This is a genomic window from Flavobacterium sp. AK-301, from assembly GCF_058310215.1.
The window spans coordinates 281,676-304,622 of the sequence record NZ_JBZEES010000001.1 but is presented as its reverse complement, the minus strand read 5'-3'; the positions used below and the strand labels follow the sequence as shown (position 1 = coordinate 304,622).

The following is a 22,947-nucleotide window of genomic DNA, read 5'->3' as shown; positions in this document are numbered from 1 at the left end:
GCAAAAAAATAGTAATTATTAGTTTTAATTTTTTTTAATTACCTGTATGCTTTAATGATACTTAAAAGCATAATTTCTTTGATTTAATTCATTTTTTTAGTAAAAATTTAGTTGAATTATTTATTTTTGATTATGTTTGCTTATTAATTTTAAAAATTTATAATTATGAAAACAAAATTTATTGTTTTATCAGTTGCACTATCGGGTATTTTTTTATTCTCGTGTAGTAGTGAAAATGAAGGGTCTTTATCGGAGATTAGCACTGTAAGTAATGAAAATATTACAGTTGAACAAGAGAAGACGAATTATTTAAAATTTATCAATGAACTTCAAGAGGAATTTAAAGGTAAAAATGTTTATCATGATTTTAACAGACCGGATTTTTCTGCTGAAACTGAACAATACTTAACCGGATATTTAATAGGTGGAGATAAAGATAAAAGTAAAAATAATGAGTGGATACCAATTAAGGGAAAGCCCTTAGGTCCATATGGAGGTACGGGAAGCGGTACAGCATTTGATACTGATCTATTAGGCTATTCGGTAGAAAAAACGGGAAACTTAAGACTGATTATGATTAGATCCGGAAATTATATTAATGCACTGCAATTTCATTGGTTTAGCGATGAAGGTAAAATATCTAGTTCACCAGAGTATGGAGGAAAAGAAGGTACAGAACATTGGTTGTATTTGGGTAGTGGAGAGATTATTATGAGTATTAGAGTGAAATATAATTCATCATCTGTTGAAAATATTACTTTTATTACAAACAAGAATGTTTATACTTATGGTGGCAGTGGAGGAAAAAATTCTACTGTTTCAAAAGCAGAATTTTTTACAACAGGATATCAGCTTTTTGGGTTTTTTGGAAATGCAGGACAATATGTTAACCAGTTAGGGTTCCATACTTTTCGTCAAAGATAATTTCTTTAAAATAAAATATTTAAAGAAATATACTTAACGATAAATGATAAAGAGGCTATCTTTTTAGGTAGCCTCTTTGTTTTTTTATTGCTGTAACTTATTGTATTTTAGTAATAAATTTTTCAATTTCGGAGATTTTATTTTGTTTCAGGAACTGGATAAAAGCACTTCCTATAATAGCACCTTTAGCAAACAATGTCGCTTGTTTAAAGGTTTCTGCATTGCTGATACCAAAACCGATGATTTGTGGGTTTTTCAGATTCATGTCAGCAATACGTTTGAAATAATTTTCCTGATTGCTGCCAAAACCGTTTTGGCTTCCGGTTACACTGGAACTACTTACCATATAGATAAAACCATCAGAAACACGGTCAATGAATCGGATGCGTTCTTCAGAAGTTTGCGGTGTAATAAGGAAAACATTGATTAGCCCGTATTTTTCAAAAATAGTTCTGTATTCAGCATCATAAACAGCAACTGGAAGATCCGGGATAATTAATCCGTCAATACCCGTTTCAGCACATTTCTTACAGAAATCTTCAATTCCGTATTGTAGCATCGGATTAAAATACCCCATAATAATTAATGGAATTTTGACTGTTTTTCGAATATCTCTTAGTTGTTCAAATAATAACTGAGTGGTCATTCCGTTTTTTAGAGCTTGTGTAGAACTTGCCTGTATTGTTGGTCCATCTGCTAAAGGATCACTGAACGGTAATCCTATTTCAATCATATCAACACCACTTTTCTCCAGGTTTTCGATAATGCTTACTGTATCGTTAACGGATGGATATCCGGCAGTAAAATAGATAGAAAGTATTTTTTTATTTTCTTGTAATTTTATATTGATTCGATTCATATTTAATTAGTTGATAGTTTTTAGTTGATAGTTTTCTTTGCTAACTGAGTCCTGAAAACCGAATTCTTCACTTCTTGACTTTTTTGTCTTTTGTCTTTTTCTCGCAAAGTCTTCCTGAATACTGTAACTGAGTACTGAATACTGTGACTGAGTACTGAAAACGGAATACTTTGTAACTTCTATTAAAAATTAAAGTAAGTTATATAAGTAGCAAGGTCTTTATCTCCACGTCCTGAAAGGTTAATTATTACAATATCATCCGGTTTAAATTGTTTTTTATCCAGAACAGCTAATGCATGTGCACTTTCTATTGCCGGAATAATTCCTTCTGTTTTTGATAGTTCTAATCCTTTCTGCATGGCTTCATCATCCGTTATAGAAAGGAACTCTGCTCTTTTACTCTGATATAGATGTGCGTGCATAGGTCCGACTCCCGGATAATCCAGTCCGGCAGAAATAGAATAGGGTTCTGTAATCTGTCCGTCAGAGGTTTGCATTAACAGTGTTTTACTTCCATGAATGATTCCTATTTTACCTAATACTGATGTTGCAGCACTTTCTCCGGAATAAATTCCTTTTCCTGCTGCTTCAACCGTAATAAGATTTACGTTTTTATTATCCAGAAAATGATAAAAAGCACCTGCCGCATTACTTCCTCCGCCTACACATGCAATTATATAATTCGGATTTTCTTTTCCTTCTTTTTCCATAAGTTGGCTTTTGATTTCTTCTGAAATCACACTCTGAAAACGGGCTACCATATCCGGATAAGGATGAGGTCCTACAACGGAACCGATGATATAATAAGTATCTACCGGATTATTGATCCAGTCTCGAATAGCTTCATTTGTAGCATCCTTTAATGTTTTAGAGCCGGATGTTGCAGGGCGAACTTCAGCACCCAGCATTTTCATTCGGGCAACATTTGGAGCCTGACGTTCAATATCTATTTCTCCCATATATACAATACATTTCAGTCCCATTAAAGCACATACTGTGGCTGTAGCTACTCCGTGTTGTCCTGCACCTGTTTCAGCAATAATTCGGGTTTTACCCAGTCTTTTTGCCAGTAATATCTGTCCTATTGTGTTATTGATCTTGTGTGCTCCGGTGTGGCACAGATCTTCTCTTTTTAGATAGATTTTTGTATGGTGTTTTTCAGATAATCGTTTTGCAAAATAGAGAGGGGTAGGACGTCCTACATATTCTCTTAATAGTTGCTGAAATTCTTCTTGAAAATCGGCTTCCTGCATTATAGAAAGATAGTTCTGGCGTAATTCTTCTACATTTGGATAAAGCATTTCTGGTATAAAAGCCCCTCCGAATTCTCCATAGAACCCCTGTTCGTTTACATTATATGTTTTCATATAGTATTATTTATTTGTCTGAAAGAAGATGTTGAAATACTTCTTTACAATTATTTATATTTTTTAATCCTGGTTCTGTTTCAAGTTTACTGTTCAGGTCAATAGCATAAACCGGTAAACTGGTTTTTAGAATATCTTTTACTCTTTTTAGTTCTTCAACTCCAATTCCTCCACTGAGAAAGAAAGGTTTTGAGGAAGGGTATTTTTTTAATATTTCCCAGTCAAAAGTAAATCCGTTTCCGCCCGGTAATTTACCTTTTGTATCAAACAGGTAATAGTCACAAACTTTTTCAAAAGGTTCTAAAATATTAAAATCAAAATTATCTTTTACTGAGAATACTTTAATGATCTCAATTGAAGGAACTAATTTTTTTAATTGTTTACATGTTTCAGGAGATTCATTACCATGTAACTGAACTGCCTGTAACTGATGTTGTTTTATTTTACTGTGAATTTCTGTTAGATCAGCATCAACAAAAACACCTGTTTTTTTGATAGATTTTGGTAATTCAGGAATAATACCATCAAAATAACGTGCTGACTTTTTCCAGAAAATAAACCCCATATAATCTGGAAGTAATGCACTTACTTCAAGAATATTTTCAGGGTATCTCATTCCACATATTTTAATTTTTATCATTTTTTTCTGTGTAAAATGTTTTATGTAAAATGTAAAAAGTCTTTGATAATCAAAATCTTAAGCGTAATGAATGTAAAACATTTTACATTTTACTAATCGTATTAATAAACTGTTTTGCGCTTTCTCCTGCATTATCTGTTTTCATAAAGTTCTCACCGATTAGGAATCCTTTATATCCGTATGATTGTAATTCTTTAATTGCTTGAACTGTACTGATGCCACTTTCTGATATTTTTACAAAGTTATCCGGGATTTTTGAAGCTAGTGTTTTGCTATTGTCCAGACTTACTTCAAATGTTTTCAGATTACGGTTGTTTACTCCTATTATATCCAGACTCGGCATAATGGATTTTTCCAGTTCTTCTAAACTGTGTACTTCCAGTAGTACTTCCAGTCCGATGTTTTTAGCAAAAACAGATAATTGTTTGATCTTTTGTTGTGTTAATACAGCTGCAATTAAAAGAATAACATCTGCTCCATAGGCTTTTGCTTCCAGTATCTGGTATTCATCAATAATAAATTCTTTTCGTAATAAAGGAATATTTACAGTTGCTCTGGCAAGAACAAGATCATCCAGAGAACCACCAAAGTATTTACCGTCCGTTAAAACAGATATTCCGCAAACACCTGCATTTTCATATCCTTTTACCACTTCTTCAACAGAGAAGCTATAATTAATAACATCTTTTGAAGGAGAGCGTCTTTTATGTTCTGCAATAATACCGGAGTTACTTTTTCGTAGATTCTGACTTAATGAAATGCCCTTTCGTTCGAATAGAACAGAAGTTTCCAGTTGTGAAACCGGAATGATTGATTTCTTTAAAGCTACTTCCTTATATTTATCTGCTATAATTTTATCTAAAATAGTCATTTGTTTTTTGTTTATTGTAAGATGTGAAAAGTTTTAGTAAGATGTGAAAAGTCTGTGATACTCACAAGCTTAAGCATAATGAATGGAAAATATTTTATATCTTACTAAAGACATTTTATTTATTTAAATTGTTGTAATTTTTTCAATACTTCTAGTGCTTTACCACTTCGTAAACTTTCTTTTGCGCTTTCAAAACTTTCTTTATAATCCGTTTTATTTACAGTTGCTATTGCTATTGCTGCATTGGCACAAACGACATTACTTTGTGCTTCTGTTCCTTTTCCGGAGATGACATCCATAAATATCTGAGCTGATTCTTCAATGGTATTACCTCCTTCAATTTCATGAGCCTGTAAAGCGCTGATTCCAAAATCAGAAGGATTAATCATTTTTTCGCTTTCATTTGATATAACTTTAGTAGTACCGGTCAGAGAGATTTCATCATATCCGTCCAGAGCATGTAGTATAGAAAAGTTGACTTTTGTGTTTTGGTATAAATAAGCATAAATACGTGCTAGTTCTAAATTAAATACACCAACCATCTGATTTTTCGGAAAAGCAGGATTTACCAGGGGACCTAACATATTAAAGAATGTTTTTACTGCCAGTTCCTTTCTGATAGTACCCACATTTTTCATGGCAGGGTGGAACAGGGGAGCGTGTAGGATACAGATTCCAGCTTCTTCAATAGTCTGTTTTAAAAAGTTAGGATTATTGCTGAATCTGATCCCTAAACTTTCCATTACATTACTCGAACCGGAAATAGAAGAAACACCGTAATTTCCATGTTTTGCTACTTTTATTCCGGCACCGGCAGTGACAAATGAAGCCAGAGTAGAGATATTAAAAGTATCTTTTCCGTCACCTCCCGTGCCACAGAGATCAATGGTATTATAGTCGGACAAATCAACACGAATACAGAGTTCTAATAAAGCATCCCGAAAGCCTTCCATTTCATCTATTGTGATATTACGCATCATATAAACGGTTAGAAATGCCGATATCTGATTCGTATTATAATTTCCTTTTGATATAGCAACCAGTACATTCTTTGCTTCCTCTTTAGAAAGCGTTTCATGATTGATTAGTTGGTTTAATATATTTTTCATTGTAAAATGAGTTGATAGTTGATAGTTTGTTGCTCGCAAAGACGCAGAGTCGCAAAGTTTCTCTGGGTACTGTAACTGAGTACTGAAAACTGAATACTAAACATCAGCTTTTCACCCAGTTTTCTAAAATCTTTTTCCCATAAGGAGTAAGTACTGATTCAGGATGATATTGGACGCCTCTGACATCATATTTTTTGTGACGTAAGGACATAATTTGTCCGTTTTCATCCACGGAAGTTGCTTCCAACACTTCGGGAAGATTCGGGTCGACAATCCAGGAGTGGTAACGTCCCACTTCGATTTCTTTTTCTAGACCGTCAAAAAGAGCTTCATCATCTACTATTATTTTTACTTTAGTAGCAACACCATGATATACTTTTTCAAGATTGATTAGTTTGCCTCCAAAAACTTCTCCTATCGCTTGTTGTCCTAAACAAACTCCCAGAATACTTTTAGTAGGAGCATACGTTTCTATTATTTGTTTTAACATGCCGGCTTCATTCGGTATACCGGGACCGGGAGAAAGTAATATTTTATCAAAAGCTTTTATTTCATCTAAAAAAACTTCATCATTTCTCAGAACTGTTACTTCACAATCCAGATCTTCCAGATAATGAACTAGATTATAAGTGAAACTATCGTAATTATCTATAACTAATATTTTTTTCATTGTTTTTTGGTTGTAAAATGTTTTATGTAAAATGTGAGGCTTTATCTTTAACCGCAAAGAACGCAAAGACTTACACTAGGTTCACAAAGGCTTTTGAAATATTATATATCTAATATTTGATACAGCTGCGTTAAAACGCACCTCTACAAATATCGCACATTGTATGTTTTTCCATTTTCAAATCTTCAAATTATCTCATTTTTCAAATTATATTGTTTCGGCTAATTCCAGTGCTTTATTTAACGCTCCCAATTTATTATAAACTTCCTGCATTTCATTTTCAGGATCAGAAGCAGCAACGATTCCGGCACCTGCCTGATAATGTAGCTGATGATTTTTGCTCAAAAAAGTTCGGATCATAATAGCATGATTAAAGTTTCCTTCAAAATCCATAAATCCGATCGCTCCTCCGTAAAAGGTACGATTTGTGGTTTCTATAGCTTCAATAAGCTGCATTGCTTTGTGTTTTGGAGCACCACTTAAAGTTCCTGCAGGAAAAGTATCTGCGACTACTTGCATGGTTGTTGCTTTATCGTGTAATTGCCCAGTTACTTTTGATACTAGATGAATCACATGAGAGAAGAATTGCACTTCACGATATTTTTCTACTTTTACATCATGACCGTTGCGGCTCAGATCATTGCGAGCTAAATCGACCAGCATAACATGTTCGCTGTTTTCTTTTTTATCTTCTGCTAGTTCTTTTGCCAGAATAGCATCTTGTTCATCATTTCCCGTACGTTTAAAAGTTCCTGCAATAGGATGAATTTCTGCTTTTCGGTTTTTAACCACTAATTGTGCTTCCGGAGAAGAACCGAAGATTTTAAAATCACCATAATCAAAAAAGAACAGATAAGGAGAAGGATTAATACTTCTTAGAGCGCGATATACATTAAATTCATCTCCTTTAAAGTGTTGGGAAAAACGACGGGATAATACTAGCTGAAATACATCTCCTCTAAAACAGTGTTTTTTTGCCAGTTCTACATTTTCTTTAAATTCCGAGTCTGTCAGATTAGAAACAGGTTCATTTTCTTTAGAAAAACGATATGAGGAGAAGTTTTTTTGCTGTAGTATTGCTTCAATTTCGGAGATATTGTTTTTCCCGTCTAAACTATGACAAAAAATAAAAGCTTCATTCTTGAAGTGATTAATCGCAATGATATTTTGGTAAATAGCATAATAGAGATCCGGTATAGCTAAATTATCTTTCTTTTTAGTAATAGTGACTGTTTCAAAATAACGAACTGCATCATATGCGATATAGCCAAACAAACCGTTATTGATGAACTTGAAATCATTATTCTCTGTTTGAAATTGTCTGGCAAACAGGTGGATTGTTCCCGGTATATTTGTGTTTTTATCAATATTTATTTTATTTGAAGAACCATCAGGGAATTTTTTGACAATCGTTTCATTTTCTATCTGGATTGAAGCTATGGGATTACAGCAGATATAAGAAAAACTATTATTGTTAGCATGATAATCACTACTTTCCAGTAAAAGACTGTTGGGGAATTTATCACGTATTTTCAGATAGACACTAACCGGGGTTATAGTATCTGCCAGAATTTGTTTATGATGTGTTTTTAAAGAATAGTTTTTCATTTTGTATGTTGTTGTATTGTGTTCAGTATGGATCAAAAAAAAGGCTTGTCGTGATGACAAGCCTTTTTATATATCTATTTAAAAATGTATAGCAGGTTTCGCTCACGAATTTCGACGTAAGTTACTCCACCACCAAATATTATTTAAAACTATGTTGTTCATATTTCTGATTTGAGCTACAAATATATAAAAATAATTTTTACTTATGCAAGCCTGTTTTGAAAATATTAGCTTCCTAATAGTTCCATAAGAGCAACAGCGCCGATTTTTGTTCCAAGCGGAATAGCTTCAATATCTACAAGATAATCACCGTTATGAGGAAAAAACGGAAATTGTTTTCCTTCACTTTTTGCTTTTTTAAATGTTTCCGGGTTAACAATTCCCACGTTTATATAAGCATACGCTTTTTTAGAGTTATCAGGAAGCAAATGATGAAAATCTTCTGAACCCATAAGGACAGGGAAGCCTTTAAAGAATTTCTCCTCCGGTAAGAAGCTTTTTAATGCAGTAGTGATTTGTGCTGTCATTTTTTCATCATTGACCAAAGGTGTTGAATGCCCTTTCATAACTGTTGTAGGGTACATTTTTTCAGGGAGATTGTAGGTCGAAGCAATGCTTTTATTGATACGGTCGATGTTTTCCAGCATAATGTTTCTGTCTTTATTATTAAACCATCGTAAATTAATTTTTAACTGAGCAGAAGAAGAAATGACATTGTTATCAGTACCTGCATGAATCGCACCAACTGTTAATACGGCAGCATTTTGAGGATTGATTGCTCTGCTGATTATATTCTGATACAGACCTACAGCATTACTTGCCATAATAACAGCATCTTTAGTTAAATGGGGAGAAGAACCATGTCCGCCTATTCCGTAAAATGTAACATCTAACTGATCGGTTCCTGCCATACGTGTTCCTGCTTCACAGACCACAGATCCAAGTGGAATAGGCATAGTATGCATACCGAATAAATAATCTGGCTCAGGTACACCTTTGCTATACATTCCATCAGCTACCATAGCTTTTGCTCCCATAATAATTTCTTCGGCAGGCTGAGCGACAAAAACAACAGTACCTTTCCAATGCTCTTTCATTGCAGCAGTAACTTTTGCAACTCCCAATAACCAGGTTGTATGAGCATCATGTCCACAGGCGTGCATGGCAGGCACTTCATTACCATCTTTATCCAGAACTGTTTTTGTATTAGCGTATGGTAATCCGGTTGTTTCTTTTACAGCATTTGCATCCATATCGGCTCTGTACATTACAATTGGACCCTTTCCGTTTTCCATAATGCCTACAACGCCCGTTTTACCAATACCAGTAATTACTTTATAACCTAATGCTTTAAGCTCTTTTGCTACAATAGCTGAAGTGCGTTCTTCCATAAAGCCCAACTCCGGATTAGAATGTATATCCTTAAAAATAGTTTTTAGTCGAGTAGCATCCGCATCAACTAATTTATTGATTTTATCCGTTTTTTTGCTGTTTTGACTGTATATACTATCTACCGATAAACTGGTTATTATTAGTAATGCAAGCGTAATTGTGTGTAAAAGTTTATTCATAATTTTTTAATTTAAAAGATTAACAACTAAAGTATTGTTTTTATTTTATAAAACCGATTTTTTTTATTAAAAAATATTTATTAAGTTAATATCGTAAATTATCTATTCTAAAATAAGTTTTTTATGAATTATAAGAGAAAAAAGTATCAGATGTAGATTCTTATAGACTTTTATTGTTTTTTAGATAGATTAAAGTCTATTGATTATTTTGAATACTTTAAGTGTAAGAGACTTTAAGTATATAGAACAGAATTTATTTATAGAATTTAAATAGAAATAAAATCAGGTGTTAAAGGCGATGTTTTGTGACTTTTTTGAATAAAATAGAATTGGATTAGTTATAAATTTTGAAAAAATATAATTTTAATTGTTCTGTATTAGAAAAATGTTATATGTTTGTAGTGTTAAAAAACACAATAGAAATGAAAAATCATGTTTTAAACATAATGCAATGCGGATGCTGCTCAGAAAATGAGGAGTGTTCTGCTGTATGTTAGTGTTAATAAAACATTTATCCTATATGCAAAACTCCTCAATCCGATTGAGGAGTTTTTTTTGATTAAAAAATAAAAAGTATAGTTTTAATAAATTTAAAAATATGAATACAGATTTAAACATAGCAACAATAATAGCATTTACAGTAATGTGTATGATGATGTGTTGTATGCGAAATTTCGCAAGAGGTTATCTGTATTATTATTTGCTGTAAATATATAAAAAGCAGTATTAGATACTATAAGCCTCTTGATTTCAGGAGGCTTTTTTTATACCCAATAGTTAGAGTTTGTCCCTAAATAAAACAGTAAAAATAATGGATGAAAATAATATTAATAAACTGAAACAAAATAAAAACGTAGAAGAAAGTCTGAAATTTTTGACAGAAATCATTTCTGGTAAAATAGTGTTTTCTACCAGTTTTGGTATTGAAGATCAGTTAATTACAGATATTGTGTTTTCTCAACAGCTAAAAGATATTGAAGTTTTCACGTTGGATACAGGCAGATTATTTCCTGAAACGTATGCTGTATGGGATAAAACACAACTTCAGTATCAGCAAAAGATCAAAGCGTATTACCCGGATACTAAAAATATAGAAAAGTTTGTAGATGAAAAGGGGATTAATCCTTTTTATGAAAGTGTTGATCTGAGAAAACAATGTTGTTATATCCGAAAAGTAGAGCCATTGCAGAGAGCATTAAAAGAGGTAAAAGTATGGATAACAGGGTTAAGAGCAGAGCATTCTTTAAATAGAAATACCCTTGATATCCTTCAATGGGATGAGCAGTATCAGTTGTATAAATACAGTCCGTTACTGCACTGGACAACGGATGAAGTAAAAGAATATGTGACAAAAAAAGGAGTTCCTTATAATGTCCTGCACGATAAAGGGTTTGTGAGTATCGGTTGTGCCCCTTGTACAAGAGCGATCAGAGAAGGGGATGATTTCAGAGCAGGAAGGTGGTGGTGGGAAGATACTTTAAAGAAAGAATGCGGGTTACATAATTCATAATAAATAGTTCATATTAAGAACAATAACTAAAAATATATACCATGAGTGATTCAAAAAAGTATTTAGATCAGTTAGAAGATGAAGCAATTTATATTCTTCGTGAAACAGCAGCTCAGTTTGAAAAGCCTGCACTATTATTTTCCGGAGGGAAAGATTCGATAGTTTTAGTACATCTGGCTCTAAAGGCTTTTCGTCCGGGGAAACTTCCTTTTCCTTTAGTGCATATCGATACCGGGCATAATTTTCCGGAAGCAATAGCTTTCCGGGATTATCTCGCAGATCAAACAGGAGAAAAATTAATTATAGGTTCAGTCGAAGAGAGTATCAGAAAATATAATCTGAAAGAAACACAAGGACGTTTTCCTTCCAGAAATGCATTACAGACTTATGCTTTATTAGATACCATTCAGGAACATGAATTTGATGCCTGCATAGGCGGAGCCAGAAGAGATGAAGAAAAAGCCAGAGCAAAAGAGCGTATTTTTTCTGTTCGTGATGATTTTGGTCAGTGGGATCCAAAACTTCAGCGTCCGGAATTATGGGATATACTGAATGGAAAAGTTCAGAAAGGACATAACGTTCGCGTATTTCCGATAAGCAACTGGACAGAGCTAGACGTCTGGAATTATATTCAGAAATATAATATAGAATTGCCTAATCTCTATTTTGCTCATGATAGGGAATGTATTGTTTATCAGGATAAATTGGTTGCAACTTCTGAGTTTATCCAGCCATTGCCAACGGATACTGTGGTGGTAGAAAAAGTAAGATACAGAACTGTAGGGGATATGACTTGTACAGCAGCAGTTCCTTCAGAAGCTTCAACCATAGAAGATATAATAGAGGATATCATTCAAACTAGAATTAGCGAAAGAGGACAGACCCGATTAGATGATCAGCTGTCTGAGGCAGCAATGGAAGATCGAAAAAAACAGGGGTATTTTTAAGATTTACGAAAACAGAATTAAGAGAATTTGAAAATGAGATAATTTGAAGATTTGAAAATGAATGTTAGAGAAAAGAAGAAAGAGATAAAGTATTCAGGAAAACTTTGTGACTCTGCAACTTTGAAACTATCTATTATTAACGATCAACTATAAAAACTTTTGTGAACCTAGCGTAAGTCTTTGCGTTCTTTGCGGTTAAAGATAAAGCTGAGAACTATTAATTAAAAACTATCAACTGATTTAAACTAAAAACGAAATAAAAATGAAAACATTAAAATTTATAACAGCCGGAAATGTAGATGATGGAAAGAGTACCTTAATAGGTCGTTTACTTTATGATTCTGACAGTATCCATACAGATCAGTTGGGAGTACTGCAAAAGCAAACGAAACAAGAAGGTATTGCTATTGATCTGTCATTAATTACAGATGGATTACGCGCTGAACGGGAACAGGGAATAACAATTGATGTTGCTTATAAGTATTTTTCAACTAAAAAAAGAAAATTTATTATTGCTGACGCTCCTGGACACGAGCAATATACCCGAAACATGATAACTGGAGCATCAAATTCTGATTTAATTATACTTCTTGTTGATGCTCGAAAAGGAATTACCGATCAGACAAAAAGACATGCTAGTATAGGCTCTTTAATGGGGATTAAAAAAGCCATTATTGCCGTTAATAAAATTGATTTGATCGATTATTCAGAAGCTATTTTTAATAGTATTAAAAATGATTTTGAAAAAATAAAAGATAATCTCAATTTTGATGAAATAGCTTATATCCCGGTAAGTGCTTTGATAGGAGATAATATTGTAGAAAAATCAGATAGAACACCTTGGTTTGAAGGAGATACATTACTAAGTACTTTAGAAAATATTGAAATTTATTCTAATGAAGATTTAGCTTCCCGTTTTCAGGTGCAGTGGGTCATTCGCCCCAAAGATGAAGAAAATCATGATTACAGAGGATATGCCGGGCAGATATTAAGCGGATATTATCAGATAGGAGATTTAGTTACCATTCTGCCTTCCGGAATAAGGACAGAAATTATACGAATAGAAAAACATCAGGAAAATATAGATAAGGCTATAGCAGGAGAAAATGTTGTTCTGCATTTAGCAAATAATATAGATATCAGTCGTGGTGACAGCGTTGTAAAAACGGAGGAACTTCCAATAATATCTAATCAGTTAAAGACCTGGATATGCTGGCTTGATAATGCTCCACTACAAATAGGGAAGACTTATATATTACAACATCGATTCAAAACCGTTCGTGTAAAAATCGAATCTATTGATAAAAAATGGGATGTTAATAAATGGAAGTTTGAGGAAACAAAGGAAGTACAGCTCAATGATATAGGACAAATCTCATTACGCTCCGGTCAGCCTTTATTTTTTGATGCCTTTGAAGAAAATCCAAAAAGTGGAAATGCTATTTTAGTAGATGAAACCACATTTAATACCGTAGGAGCATTGATGTTTCTGTAAAAGAGTATGATTTAGGTTTCTCCTGTAAGGTTTTTTGAACCCTGTAGGCTTTAGATATAAACATAAAGTTATTGAAGTAGTTTTAAAATTAAAAAAAGAAAAAACAGAGATGAATATAAAACATAAAGGAAGGGTGATTTTAGCCGGAGCAGGTCCTGGCGATCCTGATTTAATAAGTGTAAAAGCGCTGAAATATTTACAGAGTGCAGATGTGATTCTGACAGACCGATTAGTGTCACCGGAAATGATTAGTGATAATGCTAAAAAAGAGGCTGTAATAATTTATGTAGGCAAACAATGTTCAAAAGGAATACATACTCCTCAAAGTGAGATTAATGCATTAATGGTGGAGTTTGCACAGCAGGATAAATTAGTATTACGGTTAAAAGGAGGAGATTCATCATTGTTTTCTAATATTTTAGACGAACTGGAAGTGCTAAAGGAAAATCAGATTCCATATGAAATTGTACCGGGGATTTCTGCTGCATTTGGAGCTGCTGCTTATACCGGAATTCCTCTGACAGCCCGTGAACATGCTCGTGGTGTCCGTTTTCTAACTTTATTTGATCTGAATTCAGTAACGAATACACAATGGACAGACTGGGCAGGGACAGAAGATACTTTAGTTTTTTACATGAGTGGGCAACGATTACATCAGTTAGCAGATCATTTAGTAGTAAATCGTATAGATGCAACTAAAGGAATAGCAGTAATACAACAGGCAACAACTCCTTTTCAGAAAACAAGTATTTTTTCATTTGAAGAATTAAAAACAAAGAAATTACCGGAATTTGAGTTTGTTCCTACCTTAATAATCATAGGGAATGTAGTGCGTCTTCATGAGCAATATTCCTGGTTTAAGGAGCAACCAGAAACAAGTTCCTATTTTGATAACCATATAACAAATTTACAATATGCTGTCTGATAATAAATTAGTGCTGTTAAAAGATTTAACGAAACAGTATTCAAGAGAAGATATTATCTGGGCGAGTGGCTATCTTGCCGGATTTTTAGAGCAAAACAAACCAGAGTCGGCTCCTGCTGCAATACCAGCTGTTTCAATACCGGTTGTTTCAGTTAAACCAACTATTATTTATGGAACTGAAACAGGAAATTCCAAAAAACTGGCTTCACAGTTACAGGCAATATTAAAGAAAAATAAAATTCAGTCTAAAGTTTTTGATGCTTTTCAGTATCCATTAGAAAAAATAGACAAAGAAGACTTTATAATTGTCATAATGAGTACTCAGGGAGAAGGAGATCCTCCACAAAATGCCATAAAGTTTTTTGATAATCTGAGTAATTCTTTTGTTGATCTGTCAAAAGCAAAATTTGCTGTTTTGGGGTTAGGAGATTCTTCCTATCCTTTATTTTGTAAAGCAGGAGAAGTAATAGATCAGCAATTAGAACGATTAGGAGCACAGCGTGTACTTCCGTTTTTACAGGCAGATGTTGATTATGTTCCTGTTGCAGAAGGCTGGTTTGGAGAATTACTGAAAATCGTTCAGAATTTTGGAATAAAATCCACAGAGATTTCAGAGAAAAATAGTACGGAAGTTGCTTCCGTTTCTACCAGAAAAACCTATACCGGAGTTATAAATCATAAAATAGTACTGAATGATACAGGGTCTAATAAAGAAACCTATCATATTGAAATCGTAACAGATGAAGAAATTGTTTATGAACCAGGTGATTCCATAGGGTTTTATCCAAAAAATGATAAAAATGAAGTCACGGAAATAGTTGCTTTTTTCGGAGGAGAACAAAAAGAGAAGTTTCTTGATAAGAACATCAGAGGTTTGTCTAAAAAGTCATTAGATGCTTTCGCAAATTTGTTTCAGACGGAAATAACAGAAGATAAAGCTGATCTACTTGATATTTTAAAAAAATATTCTAAACCGGATTCTGTTACTGCAGATGCTGTAATTGCATTACTTCATTCCGTGGCACCACGTTTGTATTCCATATCATCATCATTAGAAGCCCATGATGGAGAGGTTCATATTACTGTAAATTTAAATACATTCAGTATAGACGGAACTCAGAAAACAGGTTGGTGTTCTCAATTCCTGGCAGATTATCCAAAAGATGAAATTATAGAGTTTTATATCCATAAGAACCGGAATTTTAAACTACCGGAGGATGATAAAGATATTATTATGATCGGTCCGGGGACAGGAATAGCTCCTTTTAGAAGTTTTTTGGCCCATCGTGATGCAACCGGAGCAGAAGGGAAAAACTGGCTGGTTTTCGGAGAACAGTATTTCGTATCGGATTTCTATTATCAGACCGAAATTCAGGAATGGTTATCCACAGGAGTGCTGACCAAATTAGATACTGCTTTTTCAAGAGATCAGAAACAGAAAGTATATGTACAGGATCGATTGAAGCAAAACGCTAAAGAAGTATATGAGTGGATTACTAATGGAGCTTACATTTATGTTTGCGGTCAAAAGAATCCGACGAGTACAGATATTGAAAATACTCTTCTGGAAATTATTTCAGCAGAACAAAACCTGAGTATTTCCGAAGCAAAAGTAGTTTTAGAAACTCTCGAGACGGAAGGACGCTATCAAAAAGATGTGTATTAAAGAGATAAAGTATTCAGTACTCAGTTACAGTACCCAGTAAGGCAGTATTCAGTCGCAGTTCCCTGCTTCGCAAAGTCTCTGACTTTGAGAATGTGTTGGTCAGTCAGAGACTGACGTTACAGGTTAATATATTATGATGTTTTACAAAGGTCAGGAGACTTTTGATCACAGCTACAAAGTCGGAGACTTTGCTGAGCAGAAGCAATGGATAAAATAAAAACTAAATAAAGAACAATATGCAGTTCACAATAAAAGTTGTCACTATCAACTATCAACTATCAACTATCAACTATCAACTAAAAAATAACCAGATATGAGTAATGATAAATTATCACCAATAGAAGGAATAAAAGTAAAAAGTGATGGACTTCGAGGTACTTTAAAAGAAAGTTTAACCGATAATCACACAGGAAATGTACGTCCTGATGATGAAGCGCTTGTTAAGTTTCACGGAATGTATGTTCAGGATGACAGAGACAGAAGAGCAGAAAGAGCAGAAAAAAAACTGGATAAACTCTATTCTTTCATGATTCGTCTACGTATTCCGGGAGGTGTAATTACCTCCGATCAGTGGCTTGCTACTCATGATATTTCCGAAGAGTACGGTACAGGAACAATTAAAATAACAACCCGTCAGACCGTTCAGTTACATGGCTTATTAAAACATCAGCTGCAACCCACAATTCAGGGTTTTTTATTAGCTAAATTAGATTCAATAGCAGCTTGTGGTGATGTTAACAGAAATGTGATTTGTAGTTCACATCCTCAGGTTTCTCCATTGTTTCAGCAGATTTATGATTATGCAGATAAGATTTCAACCCTATTGCTGCCTAAAACACAATCATTTTATGAGATATGGATAGACGGTGAAAAAATTTATGAACGTTCACAGGAAGCAGATCCTTTATATCAGGATCGTTATTTACCTAGAAAATTTAAGATTGCTATTGCTATTCCTCCCACGAATGATGTAGATGTTTTTGCAAATGATATTGGTTTGATAGCTATTATTAGAGAAGGAGAATTAAAAGGGTTTAATATTGCTATAGGAGGAGGACTTTCAACCACACACGGAAATCCGAATACCTATTCTCGTCTGGCTACTATTATTGGATTTACAGATACAGAAGAAAAAACATTGAAAGCTGTTTATGAAGTTCTTGCCATTCAGAGAGACTATGGAAATAGAAGTGACAGAAAACTAGCACGATTAAAGTATACTATAGACAGATTAGGAATTGATAATTTTAAAAAAGAACTAGAAAGCCGAATTGGATTTGAACTTCTTCCGGAAGAAAAATATAAATTTACAGAAAGAAATGATCGTTACGGATGGCAGGAAAATGATAAGCAAAAATGGTTCTATACCTTATTTGTAGAACATGGTGTCGTTAAGCCTTATCAGAAACAGTTTTTATATGAATTAGCTCAGTTACAAGTTTCAGATTTCAGATTTACCTGTAACCAGAATCTGATCTTAGGAGATATTGCTGCTGAAAACAAAGAAAAAGTTCAGGAATTATTGAAGAAGTTTGAAATAGAAGATAAGGATAGTCCTATGAGAAGGAGTTCTATGGCGTGTGTTGCAATGCCTACCTGTCCTTTAGCTCTGGCCGAAGCTCAACGATATTTACCGGAACTGGTGACTAAGCTCGAACCTTTTTTAAAGAAACATCAATTAGAGCAGGATGAAATAAGTATCCGAATGACAGGTTGTCCAAATGGTTGCGGACGTTCTTATTTGGCAGAAATAGGATTTGTAGGAACAGGTCCCGGACAATATAACCTAATGCTGGGAGGAGATCGTTTAGGAAATCGATTAAATCAGATGTATAAAAAACAACTTACAGAGGATGAGATCCTCATAGAGTTGGATAGTCTTTTTGAACAGTATACAAAAGAAAAAGACCAAGATGAGACATTTGGAGATTTTACCTATAGAAAGTTCTTTTCCGATAATTAAACAGAGTAGAGTAAGAATAACTATTCTTACTCTACTCTGTTTACCAGTTAGGATTTAATGAGATAGTGTTAGATTTTCATTATTTCATATATTCTTTTTAAAAAACAAATAACATATGGAGAACACATTATTTCCAATATTTTTAAAAACAGATACCTTTCGTTTTCTTATCGTAGGAGGAGGAAAGATAGGTTTAGAAAAAACAGAAACACTATTAAGACAAAATCCATTAGCAGTTATTAAAATTATTGCAAAACAGATTAGTGATGATTTGAGGCAGTTATTGAAGGATTATCCCCATCTTGAGTGGGAGGAGCGTCCTTTTGAAAATAAAGATTTAGTATTTACTGATTTTCTGATAATAGCAACAGATGATGCAGAACTGAATCGCAGAATAAAAGACAAAGCTAATGAAAAAGGAATTTTAGTTAATGCAGCCGATCAGCCCGATTTATGTGATTTTTATCTGGGTTCTATTGTAAATAAGGGACATTTGAAAATAGCTATTTCCACTAACGGAAAATCTCCGGTATTGGCAAGGCGCTTACGGGAACATCTTGAAGAAGCAATTCCGGCAGATATTCATCAGAGTATTGAGAATTTGAATGCTTTTAGGAACAGACATAAAGGAGATATTCAGGCAAAATTAGCTTCTCTTAATGAAGTTACAGCCGGATTAGTAGATAAAGAACTGAACAGGAAAGAAAAGAAGAGATATAAGAAACTTGCTTTTGAACTTACCATTGTTTTTCTGGCTCTTTTTATTGGATATGGATTATCATCCGTTATCTCTATACAGGATATGAGAGGATATCTATATGAAATTCCACCTGCATTTTATGCTATGGTATTCGTTGGTTTTTTTGCTCAGATGGTTGATGGAGCAGTTGGGCTAGGATATGGAGTAACCTGTGCTACCTGTATGATGCTTTTTGGTATAAAATTGCCAGCTATAAGCGGAAGTATCCATACTGCCGAAATGTTTTCAAGTGGTATTAGTGGATTTTCCCATTATAAGTTTGGAAATGTCAATAAAAAACTACTTCTCTGGTTGGCAGTACCAGGAGTTATCGGAGCTGTATGCGGTTCTTTATTACTGATTTATCTTGGAAATAAATATGAGACTATTACATATGGTATTTTAGCTAGTTATACAATGGTTATTGGAATTCGATTAATAATCATTGCTTTTCGAAAAAAAATCGTTAAAAAAAGAGTGAAACATACAGGAGTACTGGGGTTTTCAGGGGGTCTTTTTGATGCCTTTGGTGGTGGTGGATGGGGACCAATAGTGACTTCCACGCTTTTGGCAAAAGGAAGAAAATCCCGTTATGTAGTAGGAACAGTAAGTTTAGCAGAGTTTTTTGTAACCTTTGCTGCTTCCATTACTTTTTTTGCTTTTTTAGGAGTAAGTCACTGGTATATTGTTGCAGGGTTAATATTAGGAGGTTCAATCGCAGCTCCTTTAGCAGCAAGATTAGCAGGGAGATTACCACAAAGAATCGCCATACTTGCTGTAGCTTTTCTGGTTATTGTATTTAGTATAAGAATGTTATTTAAAGTTATAGAAACAATATTTTAAATATTCTATAATGAAAAACTATTTCAGGATGAGGTCTGTTTTTAAATTAAAAAAGAGGTTGTTACGAAAATAACAACCTCTTTTTACGATCAAGAGTAATTAATTTAGGTATTAGAATTGTAATTCCACTACTAAATCAAAATTATTAGAAATGGCTTTATCTCCTAAACTATCGAAGAAACTATCTGACGCATATTTCACATCATATTTACTTCTGTCAATTTTGAATGCAGTTGTTGCCTGATTTCCATTAACAGTGATATCAAAACTCACAGAATTTGTTTTATCTTTTATAGTTAAGTCAGCCGTTACAGTATAAATACCTTTACCTTTATTTGCTATTTTTTTAAATACTAATTTTGAAGTAGGATATTTTTCTGTTCCGAAGAAATCATCAGATTTTAAGTGACCATCTAGTTTTCCTTTGTATTCACCTGTAAGATCCGTAGTTGAGATAGAGTTCATATTGATAGTAAAAGTACCTCCTGCTAATTTTTCTCCTTTAAAAATCAGTGTACCTTCTTTCAGGTCAATTGTTCCTTCATGAGAACCTCCCACTTTGTAACCTTTCCATGTAATCTTGCTTTTTGAAGCCTCTACTTTTTTCTGAACATTCTGAGCTGTAGTGTTTAATGTACCTAATGCAACGATTAATGCAATTGCGATTGTCTGAATTTTTTTCATAGTTAAAATATTAATTTATTAAAAAGAGTTTGGATTATATATTGATAAATAAGTCATTATGGTTTTTTCTTACTTTGGCATAATGTTGAGTAGTATCGTCTTCTGCTCTGTAACCTATTGCAGCAATTACAGAAGCATTTAATCCTAATGCATTTAATCCCAGTATTTCATTGAATTGTTCTCGTTCAAATCCTTCCATTGGCGTAGCATCAATATCTAATTCCGCAGTAGCAGTTAATAGGTTAGCTAAAGCCAGATACGTTTGTTTAGAAGTCCAGATGTTTCGGTCTTCTTCTGGTAAAGTAGATATTTTAGATTTCATAAAATTACCCATGCCTTCTAAATTTTCTGTTGGAATATTTCTGATCCGACTTACATTATTTACATAAGCATCGATTTCGTGGTCTCCAAAATTGGTAATGTTTGCAAAAACAAAAAGATGAGAAGCATCTGTAATTTGTGTCTGTCCCCATGCAACAGGTTTTAATTTTTCACGAATATCTTTATTTTCGATTATTAAAACCTTATAAGGCTGTAATCCATAAGAAGACGCACTTATTTGTACTGCTTTTTTTATAATTTCTAAATCTTCATTAGATATTTTTTTAGAAGCATCATATTTTTTTGTTGCATATCTCCAGTTTTGAAGGTCAAGGAATTTTTTCATTTTGATATTTATTTTTTTATTCTTAATTTTTCTAATAAAAAGTTTAATTTTTCTAATTCTGCCTCAGTCAGATTATCAGTAAAATAGTTATTATACTCTATAACCAGAGGATCTAATATTGTTAACAGATCTAACCCTTTTTGAGTAATAAAAATCTCTATTTTTCTTCTATTCTCAGGGCATACATTTCTTGTAACCAGATCTTTTAGAAGTAATTTATCTACTAATCTTGTTGTATTACTGGTTCTGGCAAGCATTCTTTCCTGAATAACAGACATATTTGCAGGAGTCCCTTTTTGCCCTCTCAGAATCCTGAGAACATTGAATTGTTCTTCTGAAATCTCATGTGGTTTTAAAACTTCATTGAATTTATCTGCCATCAAATTTTTAGTATATGAAATGTTTAATATTGTTCTTGTTCCAATACTAAGCTGAGCTTTTGTTTTTATAACATCTTCTATCTTCATTTGTCTATACTTTATTTGTTGGTACAAATGTAGTATATTTTTTATTTGTATCTACAAATTACAGGTTAATATTTTGTTAAATGCAAACGAAAGAAGTGTAATGTGGGTATTTACAGCATGTTTTTTTTTGAAAAGTAGGAGAGGATGAAACAATTTGTAAAAACAGATATTTTCTTATTAAAGAAATTAAAATCTACTATTTGTTTTTTTGTTAAAAGTATAATATTTTTGATAAAAAATTAAAAAATGAACTTAACACAGGAAGATTGGGTGTCTCAGCTTAAAGCAGATAATAACGCTGTAATTTTAGATGTCAGAACATCAGATGAGTTTAACAGAGGAATTATAGAAGGAGCGATAAATATTGATATCTATAAAGGACAGGGTTTTATTTATGAAGTAGAAGAGCTGGATAAGTCCAAAAACTATTATGTGTACTGTCATGCAGGAGCAAGAAGCGGTCAAGCTTGTGCCATAATGCAGCAACTGGGATTTAAAAACACTTATAATCTGGTAGGAGGTATGATGGAATGGCGGGGAGATATAGTAAATCCAGGGTTTTAAAATAAGGGAACGAGTTGATAATTAATAGTTTTTTTGTAAAAAGTGAAATGTTATTAGGAGTTCTACTAACTTTAAATCTTAAACAAATCTCTCTATATTTGTTGGCTGATTTTTTGAGGATGGCGACAGAAAACTTCTTATTCTGCTAATTTCTTTAGTTTAGAAATATCTTTTAATATAATTTTTTTACCCACTAATTCGATCATTTCACTTTTATTAAAGTCAGATAATAAACGAATACAGGATTCAGTTGCAGTACCGATCATACTTGCTAGTTCTTCTCTTGACAATTGTATTTTCAGGGTTTTATCAATATTTACACCAAATGTTTCATAAAGACTAAGTAAAGTTTGAGCTAATCTTTCCTTTACATTTTTTTGTGCCATATTGACCATAAAGTCATCTGCTTCCTTTAAACTGTGGCAAACCGTTTTCATTACGTTCATAGAGAACTGGTTGTTTTTGTCAAAGAGTTTCATGACTTCCTGCCTTGGTATAAAACACACTTCCATATCTTCCAGAGCTACAGCACTAAGGTTGACCGGTTCTTCACTAATCATAGAACGTTGTCCTAGTAATTCACCTTTAGTTACCAGTTTAATGATTTGATCTTTACCATTTGTACTAAGCTTAGTTAATTTACAGACACCATCTTTTATACAGTAGATACCATTTACATTCTCACCTTCATCAAATATAACTTCACCTTTTTTGACCGTATAAGAAGATTTACAATCTGAAAGGCTTAAAAGTTCTTCTTTAGACAGCGCTTTTAAAGAGCTAAACTCTCTTATAATACATTGTTCACATTTTCCCATAACTTAATAAATACCTATTATTTTTGCAAAGGTACTAAAA

General features: G+C 33.3%; 21 protein-coding genes. 9 read left to right on the top strand and 12 right to left on the bottom strand.

Going from position 1 to position 22,947, the window contains the following annotated elements; genetic code table 11:
* Nucleotides 1-165 precede the first annotated feature (165 nt).
* On the top strand, nucleotides 166-924 hold the full coding sequence (locus AC4FQX_RS01405; RefSeq protein ID WP_491165873.1) for a jacalin-like lectin: 759 nt from the start codon (nucleotides 166-168) through the stop codon (nucleotides 922-924).
* Nucleotides 925-1,021: 97 nt separating this feature from the next.
* On the opposite strand, the gene trpA is transcribed toward AC4FQX_RS01405, so the two are convergent.
* The 8 genes from trpA to AC4FQX_RS01365 all read right to left on the bottom strand — a co-directional run bounded on the left by trpA (nucleotide 1,022) and on the right by AC4FQX_RS01365 (nucleotide 9,619).
* Nucleotides 1,022-1,783, bottom strand: coding sequence for a tryptophan synthase subunit alpha (trpA, locus tag AC4FQX_RS01400; protein WP_491165872.1), 762 nt, complete (start codon nucleotides 1,781-1,783; stop codon nucleotides 1,022-1,024).
* Nucleotides 1,784-1,965: 182 nt separating this feature from the next.
* Nucleotides 1,966-3,150 (bottom strand): tryptophan synthase subunit beta, encoded by a 1,185-nt coding sequence (gene trpB / locus AC4FQX_RS01395; protein WP_491165871.1) that lies wholly within the window; start codon nucleotides 3,148-3,150, stop codon nucleotides 1,966-1,968.
* 10 nt (nucleotides 3,151-3,160) lie between these two features.
* Nucleotides 3,161-3,787, bottom strand: coding sequence for a phosphoribosylanthranilate isomerase (locus AC4FQX_RS01390; protein WP_491166303.1), 627 nt, complete (start codon nucleotides 3,785-3,787; stop codon nucleotides 3,161-3,163).
* An 85-nt stretch (nucleotides 3,788-3,872) separates the two neighbouring features.
* On the bottom strand, nucleotides 3,873-4,661 hold the full coding sequence (gene trpC / locus AC4FQX_RS01385) for an indole-3-glycerol phosphate synthase TrpC (protein ID WP_491165870.1): 789 nt from the start codon (nucleotides 4,659-4,661) through the stop codon (nucleotides 3,873-3,875).
* A 119-nt stretch (nucleotides 4,662-4,780) separates the two neighbouring features.
* Nucleotides 4,781-5,770: an anthranilate phosphoribosyltransferase gene (gene trpD, locus AC4FQX_RS01380; RefSeq protein WP_491165869.1), complete on the bottom strand. Its 990-nt coding sequence runs from the start codon at nucleotides 5,768-5,770 to the stop codon at nucleotides 4,781-4,783.
* A gap of 103 nt (nucleotides 5,771-5,873) precedes the next feature.
* The gene (locus AC4FQX_RS01375) at nucleotides 5,874-6,440 is read right to left on the bottom strand and encodes an anthranilate synthase component II (protein ID WP_491165868.1); all 567 of its coding nucleotides are present in this window, start codon (nucleotides 6,438-6,440) and stop codon (nucleotides 5,874-5,876) included.
* A gap of 207 nt (nucleotides 6,441-6,647) precedes the next feature.
* Nucleotides 6,648-8,048: an anthranilate synthase component I family protein gene (locus AC4FQX_RS01370; RefSeq protein ID WP_491165867.1), complete on the bottom strand. Its 1,401-nt coding sequence runs from the start codon at nucleotides 8,046-8,048 to the stop codon at nucleotides 6,648-6,650.
* A gap of 227 nt (nucleotides 8,049-8,275) precedes the next feature.
* Entirely contained in the window at nucleotides 8,276-9,619 is a 1,344-nt protein-coding gene (locus tag AC4FQX_RS01365) for an amidohydrolase (protein ID WP_491165866.1), read from the bottom strand.
* 811 nt (nucleotides 9,620-10,430) lie between these two features.
* Between AC4FQX_RS01365 and AC4FQX_RS01360 the strand changes: the two genes are divergently transcribed.
* From AC4FQX_RS01360 to AC4FQX_RS01330, 7 genes are all read left to right on the top strand, one after another.
* Entirely contained in the window at nucleotides 10,431-11,129 is a 699-nt protein-coding gene (locus AC4FQX_RS01360; RefSeq protein ID WP_491165865.1) for a phosphoadenylyl-sulfate reductase, read from the top strand.
* Between the two features lie 41 nt (nucleotides 11,130-11,170).
* Nucleotides 11,171-12,076: a sulfate adenylyltransferase subunit CysD gene (cysD, locus tag AC4FQX_RS01355; protein WP_491165864.1), complete on the top strand. Its 906-nt coding sequence runs from the start codon at nucleotides 11,171-11,173 to the stop codon at nucleotides 12,074-12,076.
* 262 nt (nucleotides 12,077-12,338) lie between these two features.
* Complete coding sequence (locus AC4FQX_RS01350) at nucleotides 12,339-13,571, top strand: sulfate adenylyltransferase subunit 1 (RefSeq protein ID WP_491165863.1); 1,233 nt, start codon at nucleotides 12,339-12,341, stop codon at nucleotides 13,569-13,571.
* Between the two features lie 109 nt (nucleotides 13,572-13,680).
* A complete protein-coding gene (gene cobA / locus AC4FQX_RS01345; RefSeq protein WP_491165862.1) occupies nucleotides 13,681-14,496 on the top strand; it encodes a uroporphyrinogen-III C-methyltransferase in 816 nt (271 codons plus the stop codon).
* Nucleotides 14,486-16,162, top strand: coding sequence for a diflavin oxidoreductase (locus AC4FQX_RS01340; RefSeq protein WP_491165861.1), 1,677 nt, complete (start codon nucleotides 14,486-14,488; stop codon nucleotides 16,160-16,162). Before cobA ends, AC4FQX_RS01340 begins: the two co-directional genes overlap by 11 nt.
* Before the next feature lie 313 nt (nucleotides 16,163-16,475).
* Nucleotides 16,476-18,125 (top strand): NADPH-dependent assimilatory sulfite reductase hemoprotein subunit, encoded by a 1,650-nt coding sequence (locus AC4FQX_RS01335; RefSeq protein WP_491165860.1) that lies wholly within the window; start codon nucleotides 16,476-16,478, stop codon nucleotides 18,123-18,125.
* A 115-nt stretch (nucleotides 18,126-18,240) separates the two neighbouring features.
* Nucleotides 18,241-19,707 (top strand): TSUP family transporter, encoded by a 1,467-nt coding sequence (locus AC4FQX_RS01330; protein ID WP_491165859.1) that lies wholly within the window; start codon nucleotides 18,241-18,243, stop codon nucleotides 19,705-19,707.
* 111 nt (nucleotides 19,708-19,818) lie between these two features.
* Here the strand turns inward: AC4FQX_RS01330 and AC4FQX_RS01325 are convergent, their stop codons facing one another.
* From AC4FQX_RS01325 to AC4FQX_RS01315, 3 genes are read right to left on the bottom strand one after another with little or no spacing between them, the layout of a single operon-like run.
* Nucleotides 19,819-20,391, bottom strand: a complete 573-nt coding sequence (locus AC4FQX_RS01325; protein WP_491165858.1) for a YceI family protein — start codon at nucleotides 20,389-20,391, stop codon at nucleotides 19,819-19,821.
* Between the two features lie 34 nt (nucleotides 20,392-20,425).
* Nucleotides 20,426-21,058, bottom strand: coding sequence for an NAD(P)H-dependent oxidoreductase (locus AC4FQX_RS01320; RefSeq protein ID WP_491165857.1), 633 nt, complete (start codon nucleotides 21,056-21,058; stop codon nucleotides 20,426-20,428).
* Nucleotides 21,059-21,066: 8 nt separating this feature from the next.
* Entirely contained in the window at nucleotides 21,067-21,525 is a 459-nt protein-coding gene (locus AC4FQX_RS01315) for a MarR family winged helix-turn-helix transcriptional regulator (protein ID WP_491165856.1), read from the bottom strand.
* A 246-nt stretch (nucleotides 21,526-21,771) separates the two neighbouring features.
* Between AC4FQX_RS01315 and AC4FQX_RS01310 the strand changes: the two genes are divergently transcribed.
* A complete protein-coding gene (locus AC4FQX_RS01310; protein ID WP_491165855.1) occupies nucleotides 21,772-22,089 on the top strand; it encodes a rhodanese-like domain-containing protein in 318 nt (105 codons plus the stop codon).
* Between the two features lie 137 nt (nucleotides 22,090-22,226).
* On the opposite strand, the gene AC4FQX_RS01305 is transcribed toward AC4FQX_RS01310, so the two are convergent.
* Nucleotides 22,227-22,907, bottom strand: a complete 681-nt coding sequence (locus AC4FQX_RS01305) for a Crp/Fnr family transcriptional regulator (RefSeq protein ID WP_491165854.1) — start codon at nucleotides 22,905-22,907, stop codon at nucleotides 22,227-22,229.
* Nucleotides 22,908-22,947 lie beyond the last annotated feature (40 nt).